Origin of the sequence: Sphingomonas populi (assembly GCF_004208535.1) — a bacterium.
Taxonomy (GTDB): Bacteria; Pseudomonadota; Alphaproteobacteria; order Sphingomonadales; family Sphingomonadaceae; genus Sphingomonas; species Sphingomonas populi.
Genome location: NZ_SGIS01000073.1, coordinates 1 through 10,101 on the forward strand (window position 1 = coordinate 1; position 10,101 = coordinate 10,101).

Sequence of the window (10,101 nt, forward strand, 5' to 3'; positions counted from 1 at the left end):
AACAACTCTCGAAAACCACGCACCTGCATCTCCCGGTCTTTCCAGAAGACGCTTCAGAATCCTTTTTCCTGCCCGGCGCTACTCCCTCCAGCTCAAATGCGATTCCCCTGCCCCGGAGGGGAGAGGGAGCTATGGCATATTGGTTGGCGGGCGCGCGGACGCATCAGGCCGAGGGCGTGATCTCGCGGTTCGATCCGCGTTTCTGGACGGTGGATTTTCCGCGGCCGATGATGGCCGCCGTCACCACGATCGCGCCCGATGCGCTGCGCGTCGATGCGGTGTTCTACCGCAAGAACGATCTCGCTGGACTGATCTGGGCGGCGGAGGATCGCTTCGACCATCCGTTGCTCGCTTATGCGACGGCGCGTGACTTTCGCGGCTGTCGGCTCGCGTTCCGCTGGCGATCGGCGGGGGTGCGGGCGCTCGATGCGATCGACGGCCCGGTGCTGACGATCGAGGGGCGCGACGCGAGCGGTGCGGCGCGATCCTGGTATGTGCGACTGTGGAACTATGCGGTGGGCACGCCCGAGGACGCGCAGGTCGCGATCGACTTCGCCACCGTCGTGGGCGGGTTCGTGTTGCCGGACGAGGCGGTGCCGGTCTGGGCCGGCGATATCGACCGGATGTTCGTGTCGCTGGTGCCACCCGATTGCGACGCAAGCGACGCGCCGCTCGCGGAGGCCGCCGAGGGTTGGGTCGAACTGAGCGGCATCGCGTGTTCGGGGCCGGGCGCGGTGCTGGCGATCGGCGAGGTGGTGGTGCCCGCGCATGCGCTGGAGATCGCCAGCGGCTATGACGACAGCTACAATCTGACGCCGGCGAGGCTGCTGCGCAACGCGCTGCACCTCGGGTATCGCGGCGCGATCGTCCATTATGTCGGGATGAGCCATTATTTCCGGCTGACGGTGGCCGAGCGCCTCGTGACGCTGGCGGGTGGCGCGCTCAACGTCGCGGCGCGTGCCTGGCAGCGCGACTTCGCGCAGCGCGCGGCGGCGCTTGGCTATGATGTGATCTGGTCGCTCAGCTACGAACTGTTCGACGCGCATTGCCCCGAGGGCTGGAAGCAGAGTGCATGGGTCGGATCGCCGGCGTTGACCGGCTGGGTGCCGCCCTCGACCTTGCTGTCGCCTGCGCACGGCGATGCGATGGCCTATCTGCACGCCGTCGCGGCGGAGGTGATCGGCATCGCGGTGGCGGCGGGGCTTGCACCGAAGTTCCAGGTCGGGGAGCCGTGGTGGTGGGTGATGCCCGATGGCCGACCGTGCCTGTACGACGCGGCGGCGCGGACGGCGCTGGGCGATCCGATCGAGATCGCCAGCGTGCGCGGGTCGCTGTCGTCGGGTGCGACGGCGCTGCTCGATGCGGCGGGCGCAGTCTTGGCGGCCTCGACAGCGGCGCTGGTCGCGGCGGTGAAGGCGGTTGCGCCGGCGTGCGAGACGCATCTGCTCGCCTATCTGCCCACCGTGCTCGCGGCGGATTCGCCCGAGCTGCGGCGCGCCAATCTGCCGCTCGGCTGGGCGCGGCCGGCGTTCGATGTGCTTCAGCTTGAGGATTATGATTACGTCATCGCCGGCAACAGCGCCTTGAGCGAGCACGCCATCGCCGAAGCGCAAACGCGGCTTGGCTATGCGACCGGCGAGACCGATTACCTTTCCGGCTTCGTGCTGCGGCCCGAAGACGCCGCCGGCTGGCGCGAGATCGAGGCGGCGGCACAGCGCGCGCGGGTGCGCGGCGTGCGGCGGGGGTTCGTCTGGGCGCTGCCGCAGGTGATCCGCGATGGTTTTGTGCATTTCGAAGAGGAGGCGGACGATATGCAGGCGTTCGACGATGTGCTGTTCCCGCTCGCGCTCGGTCGCGAGGCGGAGGTGGCGCCTGAATATTCCACCGCGATCGTGACGAGTGCTGGCGGGCACGAGGCGCGCAACGCGAGTTGGGCGGAGGCGCGGACGCGCTACGATGTCGGGCCGGGGATACGCTCCGAAGCCGATATCGCGACGTTGCTCGCGTTCTTCCGCGCACGGATGGGGCCGGCGCGTGCGTTCCGGTTGCGCGATCCGTTCGATGCGTCGTCTGGCGGCGCGGCGCCGACGCCGCTCGACCAGCAGATCGGCATCGGCGACGGCATCGCCACCCGCTTTGCGCTGGTGAAGCACTATGGCGTGGTGGCGCGGCGGATCACGCGGCCGGTCGGCGGCAGCGTGACGGTCGCTGTCGATGGCGTCGCGACCACCGCATTCTCGCTGGCCGAAGGCGGCATGATCGACCTCGATACCGCGCCGGCGGCGGGCGCCGTGGTGACGGCGGGGTTCCTGTTCGACGTGCCGGTCCGCTTCGCCGAGGACAGCCTCAGCGTGGCGCGCGCGACCTTTCTGGCGGGATCGGCGGCGTCGGTGGTGCTGCTCGAAGTGCGCGAGGATGCCGCATGAGCTTCCTCGACGGGCCACTCTCGACAGTCGCCTTGTGCTGGCGGATCGAGCGGCGCGACGGCATCGCGATCGGACTGACCTCGCACGATCGCGACCTCGTGATCGACGGCCTCATCCACCGCGCCGCGCCGGGCATGACGCCCTCGGCGATCAAGCGCAGCGACGGTCTCGACGCCGATACGATGGACGTGTCGGGCGCGCTGACCGGCGCGGCGATCAGCGCGCGCGATCTCGGCGCGGGGCGGTGGGACGGTGCGCGGGTGCGGTTGTTCGCGATCGACTGGACCGGCGGCGACGGGCGGGTCGATCTCGGCGAAGGCACGATCGGATCGGTCGAGACCAAGGACGGCGCGTTCACCGCCGAGTTGCGCGGCGCGAGCGCGGCGCTCGACCGGCCCGCAGCGGAGGAAACCTCGGCGGAGTGCCGCGCCGAGTTGGGGGACACACGTTGCCGCGTGGCGATGGCGGGGCGGCGGCGCTTCGCGCGCGTGGTGTCGGTCGCGCGGCAAGCGGTGACGGTGGACGCGGTCGAGCCGAGCGGCAACGCTTATGGGGGCGGGCTGCTACGCTGGTTTGGTGGCGCGAACAGCGGGCTGGAGAGCGCGGTCGCGGTGTCCGACGGCGCGGTAGTGATGCTGCGCGCCGAGCCTGCCTTTACGCCCACGCCGGGCGATCTGATCGAGCTGGTCGAGGGCTGCGACAAGAGCGTGGCGACCTGCGCCTCGCGGTTCGGCAACGTCGCGAACTTTCGCGGCGAACCGTATCTGCCCGGCATCGACCTGCTCACCCGGTATCCGGGCGCATGACGCCGGCCGAGCGCGCCATCGCGGCGGCGCGGGGCGCGGTGGGTGCGCGGTTCCGCCTGCACGGCCGCGATCCCGCGTTCGGCCTCGATTGCGTCGGGCTGGCCGCGCTGGCGGCGCGCGCCGCCGGGGTCTCGGCGGCGATTCCGGCAGATTACGCGATCCGCAGCGGTGATCCCTCCGCCGCGATCGACGCGACCGGGCTGGCCCGTGTCGTGGTGCCAACCGACGGCGATCTTTTGCTGTTCGCCGCCGGGCCGGCGCAATTCCACCTCGCGGTGCAGGTGCCGGGCGGCGTCGTCCATGCCGATGCGATGCTTCGGCGCGTGGTCGAGCGGCCGGGCGTGCCACCGTGGCCGCTGGTCGCGGCGTGGCGATTCACAGGAGATTGATATGGCGACCTTGGTGCTGACGACGATCGGCAGCGTGATCGGCGGCCCCATTGGCGGTGCGATCGGCGCGGTGCTCGGTCAGGCGATCGACCGCGACGTGATCTTCAAGCCCAAGGGGCGTGAGGGGCCACGGCTGACCGAACTGGCGGTGCAGACCTCCTCCTACGGCACGCCGATCCAGCGGGTGTTCGGCACGATGCGGATCGGCGGCTGCGTGATCTGGTCGACCGACCTGATCGAAAGCCGCAGCACCGCGAGCAGCGGCAAGGGCCAGCCGAGCGTGACCAATTACAGCTATGCGGCGTCGTTCGCGGTGGCGCTGTCGGGGCGGCCGATCCTGAGCGTCGGGCGGATCTGGGCGGACGGCAATCTGTTGCGGGGTGCTGCGGGCGACTTCAAAGTCTCGACCGGGTTCCGCCTGCATCTCGGCGGCGAGGATCAGGACGCCGATCCGCTGATCGCGTCCGCCGAAGGGGTGGGGTTGGCGCCGGCGCATCGCGGCATCGCTTATGCGGTGTTCGAGAGCCTTCAGCTTGCCGATTACGGCAACCGCATCCCGTCGCTGACCTTCGAGGTGATCGCCGATGCCGCGCCGGTCGCCGCAGGCGCAATCGCGGCGGACCTCTCCGATGGCTTGATCGATGGCGCGGCGGCGACGCTGCCGCTGCCGGGCTTCGCGGCCTATGGCAATCTGCGCGCGGTGATCGAGACGCTCGGCACCGCGACCGGGGGCTGGTTCGCGCCGGACGGGGCGGGGCTGTCGCTGCGCGTTGCGAACGATCCCGAGCGCACCATCGCCGATGCCGGCGTTGCAGCGGGGGCGGGCGGCGGCGCGCGTTCGGTCGGATCGACCGCCGCGATCGAGACCGTGCCGCGCACAGTGACGCTCAAACATTATGATCCGGCGCGCGATTATCAGACCGGCGTGCAACGGGTGCGGCGGCCCGGCGCTGGTTATACCGATCAGCAGATCGACATGCCCGCCGCGCTCGACGCGACCAGCGCCAAGACGATGGCGGCGGCGACGCTCGCGCGGGCCGAGGCGGGGCGGGTGCGGCGCACCGTCGCGCTCGGCTGGGATGCGATCGGCATCGCACCCGGCACATGTGTAGCGATCGAGGGGGCGGCGGGTGCGTGGCGGGTGACCGGCTGGTCGCTCGAACATATGGTGCTGTCGCTCGAGTGCGTGCGGCTCGCCGCCGCCGCGCTGCCTGTGCAGGCGAGCGGGGGCAGGGTGCTATCCTCGCCCGACGCGGTCGCCGGCACCACGATCGTCCACGTCTTCGAAATTCCACCGCTCGACGACAATGTGCTCAGCGCGCCGCGCGTGACGATCGCGGCGGCGGGCACCGCGCCGGGCTGGCGGCGGGCGGCGTTGTTGTACAGTCTTGACGGCGGCGCGCGCTGGTCCACCGCCGGCGCGACGGCGGCGCCCGCGACGCTCGGCGTGCTCGCGTCGGTGCCGCTCGCCGTAGCGGCGACGCTTATCGATCGGCGCTCGCGGTTCGAGGTCGAGCTTGCCCATGCCGGCATGGCGCTGTCGGGCGCAGACGCGGCGGCGCTCGATGCGGGCGCGAACCTCGCCTTGTGCGGTGACGAACTGCTCCAGTTTGGCGTCGCCGACCAGATCGGCGCGACCCGCTGGCGGCTTTCGACCCTGTATCGTGGCCGGCGCGGCACCGAGGCGGCGATCGGCACGCAGGCCGTGGGCGATCGTGTCGTGCTGATCGAGCGCGATGCCGTGGCGACGCTCGACGTGCCGCTGGCGACGCTCGGCGGCGACGTTCGCGTGTTGGCGTCGGGCATCGGCGATGTTGCCGCGCCAGCCGCAGCGCAAACGATGGTCGCGGGCGCATCGGTTTTGCCGCTCGCGCCGGTCGCCTTGCGCTGGCGCGAGCTTGGCGATGGCGTTGCCGTCATCGCCTGGACGCGCCGCAGCCGCGCCGGGTGGCGCTGGATAGACGGCGTCGATGCACCGCTGGCCGAAGAGCGGGAACTCTACCGCGTGACGATCGGAAGCGCGCCAAGCGTCGAGACCAGCGAGCCCACGATCACCCTCGCCGCCGCCGAGCGCAGCGCGGGCGTGACCGTTTCGATCCGGCAGGTCGGCTCGGCTGGCACGTCGCCTGCCGCAAACCTCTTCATCCCCGCCTGGGAGGCATGACATGACGGACGATATGACTGCACGGCTGGCGTTGCCGCTGTTGAGCGCTGGACAGGCGCAGAAGGAGATGTCTCACAATGAGGCGCTGGCGCTGCTCGATCTGTTCGTGCAGCCGGTGGTGTTGGCAGTCGGTATCGACACGCCGCCCGCAACGCCGGCCGCAGGACAATGCTGGATCGTCGGCGCGGCGCCGACGGGTGTCTGGGCGGGGCACGCGCAGCATCTCGCCGGCTGGACCGAGGGCGGATGGCGATTTTGCATACCCAAAATGGGCATGCGAGCTTGGAACCTCGCCGACGCGGACGAGGCGCTGTTCGACGGTAGCGGCTGGAGCGTCGGCATTTTGCGCGGCGCGCGGCTGGAAATCCAGGGCGTGCAGGTTGTTGCAGTGCAGCAATCCGCCATCGCGGCGCCCTCTGGCGGCACCATCGCCGATGCCGAGGCCAGGGAGGCGATCAGTGCAATTCTTGCTGCATTGCACACACATGGTTTGATCGCCGCGTAATCCGGGGGAAACCCCTTTGAGGCCCGGGCTGTTGCGCTTCTGCAACAGTCTCAGGTATTTGTGCGCTTGCGTGGAAACCAAGCCCGTCCTAGGGAGTTTGGGCTGTCCGAGTGACACCTAATGAAAGGGGATTTCTATGCGGAAGCTAGCCGTATTCATCGCGCTTGCCTCCACTGCTCTCGCAACGCCAGCTCTTGCCCGCGATAAGTCGTGGTATGTTGGCGTCGAAGGCGGCGGTATGATCGTCGAAGACTCGAAGTTCGATATCGGCAATGTGCCGTCGGCTTCGACCTACAAGACGAAGACCGGTTACGACGTCGATGGCGTCATCGGTTACGATCTTGGCATGTTCCGGCTTGAAAGCGAAGTCGCTTACAAGTTCGCCAAGGGCGATACCTATCGTTCGTCGGTCAACAGCCCGTTCGTGACCACGCCCGGCGGTTTCGCTGGACCCGGCAACTATAACAGCCCGCACAGCCACACGTCGGCTCTGAGCTTCATGGTCAACGGCCTGCTCGACTTCGGCGATGACAATGGCATTCAGGGCTTCGTCGGCGGTGGTGTCGGCGTTGCGCGCGTATCGATGGCAGGCGTTCGCGCCGGCAACCGTGCGGCCATCCTCGACGACAGCGACACGGTCTTCGCATGGCAGGGCATCGCGGGCGTTCGCGCTCCGCTTTCCGACCATGTCGACATCTCGCTCAAGTATCGTTTCTTCAACGCTGCCAACGTAAAGCTGGTCGGTGTCGAGGGCGCGAGCTACGACACGCGCTATCGTTCGCACAGCCTGCTCGGTGGCCTGACGTACAACTTCGGCGAGCCTGCTGCTCCGCCGCCGCCGCCGCCTCCTCCGCCCCCGCCGCCGCCGCCGGAGCCTACCCCTCCGCCGCCGCCGCCTCCGGTGGTCTGCTCGCCTGGTCCGTTCATCGTGTTCTTCGAATGGGACAAGTCGGACATCACGGCAGAAGCGTCGTCGATCCTCGACAACGCCATCAGCCAGTACCAGTCGTGCGGCAACGCGCAGGTCATGCTGGCCGGCTTCACCGATCGCTCGGGCACGCCGAAGTACAACGTCGGCCTGTCGCAGCGTCGCGCGGACTCGGTGAAGGCCTATCTGTCGGCCCACTCGATCCCCGAGACCGTGATGACCACGCAGGCGTTCGGCGAAGACCCCGCCCATCTGCGCGTTCAGACCGCCGACGGCGTTCGCGAAGTGCAGAACCGTCGCGTGGAAATCACGTACGGTCCGGGTTCGGGCAACTAAGCCAGAGCTGGACGAAAGTTCTAAGAGAGGGGGTCGGGAAACCGGCCCCCTTTTTTTGTGCGTGGGGAAGATACGCAAGGTGGCGAATGCCGAGCGCTTAGCTCTATCTTTTGATGGCAGCCGTAACGGTTCGTGCTGAGTAGGGATCGAGTAGGCGAAGCCGTATCGAGAGCCCGTATCGAAGCACAGGTCGTTCTCGGGGCTTGTCCTTCGATACACGACCTCTATACGCCCTGCGGGCTACTCGGCCGTTACTCAGGACGAACGGAGCTATTGATGCGCTCCGAATTTAGGCAGCCGGCCCGGCCTCGGCCAAAGCCGCCTCCAACCACGCCGGCCGTACCGCATCGCCGAGCGCTTCGATGCGGCGCAGTTCGACCATCAGCCCAAGCTCGGGATACGCCGCGCGGGTGCGGTCGCCCGGTTCGCCCAGCGGCGCCACCACCAGCCGGCGGTTGACCTTGGCGCGATAGTTCATCCGCGCGGTGTTTTCCTGCCCGACATAGCAGCCCTTGGTGAAGCTGACCCCGTTCAGCTCGCGCGCGTTGCATTCGAGCCAGAGTGTCTGGTCGCTGCCGAGCTCGCCGACCCCTTCGGTCACGCCGCGCGCGAGCCGGTGCGCGCGCCACGCCGCATCGGCCGGTTCCCCGCCACCCGCGCCGATCCAGCGGAAACCGAGATCGGGCAGGCGCGGATCGGCGAACGCGCCGTGCAGCGACGACCAATGCACTGCGCCATCGGCCGCCTCGATCGTGATCGCACGGCGCAGCCGGTACATCGACAGCCGCCGCGTCAGCGCCGCGGCGGCGCTCGCCTCGCAATCGACCAGCACCGCGTCGCCATCCGCCCACAGCAGGAAATCGAACAAAGCCTTGCCCTGCGGCGTGAGCAGCCCGCCCCAGCGCGGACCCGAGGCATCCAGCCCGATCACGTCTTGCGTCAGCAAGCCCTGCAGGAAACCGCGCGGGTCATCCCCGGCGATACGGATCAATGCGCGGTCGGCGAGCAGGGTCGGGGTGGTTTCGGTCATCATCAACAGGTAGGAGGGCGGGAGACTAAGCGAAAGAGGCAGCTATGGCGCGGTTCGATCTGATGCTGACGGGCGGAACGGTGCATTTGCCGAGCGGCCCGGTGCAAACCACCGTCGGCGTGATCGGCGGCAAGATCGCCGCGATCGGCGCGACCGGCGATGCCGGCGAGACGATCGACTGCACCGGGCTCGACATCCTGCCCGGCGTGATCGACACGCAAGTCCATTTCCGCGAGCCGGGGCTGGTCCACAAGGAGGATCTCGAAAGCGGCAGCCGCGCTGCCGTGCTCGGCGGGGTGACGTCGGTGTTCGAAATGCCCAACACCAAGCCGAACACCGACAGCGCCGCCGCGATCACCGACAAGCTGACGCGCGCGCATCATCGCATGTGGTGCGACCATGCGTTCTACGTCGGCGCGACCAATGTGAACGCCGCCGACCTCGCCGAACTGGAGCGGATGCCGGGCACGGCTGGCGTCAAGATTTTCATGGGCGCCTCGACCGGCGATCTGCTCGTGTCCGAGGATTCGTCGCTCGCCGAAGTGCTAGCGTCGGGCAAGCGCCGCGTCGCGATCCACGCCGAGGACGAAGCGCGGATGAACGCGCGCGCGGGCGAGCGCATCCCCGGCGATCCGTCCTCGCATCCGGTGTGGCGCGACGACGAAAGCGCGCTGCTGGCGACGCGGCGAATCCTCGCGCTGGCGCGTGCGGCGCGGCGGCGAATCCACGTCCTCCACATCACCACACCGGCGGAACTCGAACTGCTGTCGCAGCACAAGGACATCGCCACCTGCGAGGTGACGCCGCAGCATCTCACGCTGGCGGGCGAGGAGGCCTATCCCCGTCTCGGCAGCTACGCGCAGATGAACCCGCCGATCCGCTCGGGCGCGCACCGCGATGGGCTGTGGCATTGGCTGCGGCAGGGCGTGCCTGACGTGATCGGCTCGGACCACGCGCCGCACACGATCGAGGAGAAGGCCAAGCCCTATCCCGATTCTCCGAGCGGCATGCCCGGCGTGCAGACCTTGCTGCCGCTGCTGCTCAACCATGTCGCGGAAGGCCGCACCACGCTCCAGCGCGTGATCGACCTGACCAGCGCGGGTGCGCAGCGGATTTTCGGGATCGTCGGCAAGGGCCGGATCGCGGTCGGCTATGACGCCGATTTTTCGATCGTCGATCTGAAGGCGCGCTGGACGATCACCGAGGACTGGCTGGCGTCGCGCTGCGGCTGGTCGCCGTTCACGGGCATGGCGCTGACCGGCAAGCCGATCGGCACGATCGTGCGCGGCAACCGCGTGATGTGGGACGGCGCGCTGGCCGAGGCCGCCGTGGGCGAACCGATCCGGTTCGAGGCGGTCGAGTTCGGCTGACCGTCTCACCCCGTTCGTGTCGAGCAACTGTGTTCATGCCGGCCGGTATGTTTGCTGTGATTTGAGCATGGCATTGAGTGTGATGATGAGTTTTCGCATGGTTGCGACGAGGGCGACCTTGGCGGGTTTGCCGTTGTCGCGGAGGCG

General features: G+C 68.7%; 8 protein-coding genes and 1 pseudogene. 7 read left to right on the forward strand and 2 right to left on the reverse strand.

The window, feature by feature from the left end:
• Positions 1-131: 131 nt before the first annotated feature.
• The 6 genes from EWE75_RS22910 (at position 132) to EWE75_RS22935 (ending at position 7,554) form a co-directional block, all read left to right on the forward strand.
• Positions 132-2,426: a DUF2460 domain-containing protein gene (locus EWE75_RS22910; protein ID WP_130160387.1), complete on the forward strand. Its 2,295-nt coding sequence runs from the start codon at positions 132-134 to the stop codon at positions 2,424-2,426.
• Positions 2,423-3,232 (forward strand): DUF2163 domain-containing protein, encoded by an 810-nt coding sequence (locus tag EWE75_RS22915; protein WP_130160388.1) that lies wholly within the window; start codon positions 2,423-2,425, stop codon positions 3,230-3,232. The genes EWE75_RS22910 and EWE75_RS22915 overlap by 4 nt, the downstream gene beginning before the upstream one ends.
• Positions 3,229-3,621 carry a peptidoglycan endopeptidase gene (locus EWE75_RS22920; RefSeq protein WP_130160389.1) on the forward strand — a complete coding sequence of 131 codons (393 nt, stop codon included), beginning with the start codon at positions 3,229-3,231 and terminating at the stop codon, positions 3,619-3,621. Before EWE75_RS22915 ends, EWE75_RS22920 begins: the two co-directional genes overlap by 4 nt.
• Before the next feature lies 1 nt (position 3,622).
• Positions 3,623-5,785: a phage tail protein gene (locus EWE75_RS22925; RefSeq protein WP_130160390.1), complete on the forward strand. Its 2,163-nt coding sequence runs from the start codon at positions 3,623-3,625 to the stop codon at positions 5,783-5,785.
• 1 nt (position 5,786) lies between these two features.
• Positions 5,787-6,290: a DUF2793 domain-containing protein gene (locus tag EWE75_RS22930; protein ID WP_130160391.1), complete on the forward strand. Its 504-nt coding sequence runs from the start codon at positions 5,787-5,789 to the stop codon at positions 6,288-6,290.
• Between the two features lie 136 nt (positions 6,291-6,426).
• A complete protein-coding gene (locus EWE75_RS22935) occupies positions 6,427-7,554 on the forward strand; it encodes an OmpA family protein (protein ID WP_130160392.1) in 1,128 nt (375 codons plus the stop codon).
• A gap of 289 nt (positions 7,555-7,843) precedes the next feature.
• Here EWE75_RS22935 and ygfZ read toward each other — a convergent pair whose 3' ends face one another.
• Positions 7,844-8,584, reverse strand: coding sequence for a CAF17-like 4Fe-4S cluster assembly/insertion protein YgfZ (gene ygfZ / locus EWE75_RS22940; RefSeq protein WP_130160393.1), 741 nt, complete (start codon positions 8,582-8,584; stop codon positions 7,844-7,846).
• 44 nt (positions 8,585-8,628) lie between these two features.
• Between ygfZ and EWE75_RS22945 the strand changes: the two genes are divergently transcribed.
• Positions 8,629-9,954 carry a dihydroorotase gene (locus EWE75_RS22945; protein ID WP_130160394.1) on the forward strand — a complete coding sequence of 442 codons (1,326 nt, stop codon included), beginning with the start codon at positions 8,629-8,631 and terminating at the stop codon, positions 9,952-9,954.
• Between the two features lie 33 nt (positions 9,955-9,987).
• Here EWE75_RS22945 and EWE75_RS25800 read toward each other — a convergent pair.
• Positions 9,988-10,101: pseudogene (locus EWE75_RS25800) on the reverse strand (IS110-like element ISMno7 family transposase); the annotation flags it as partial.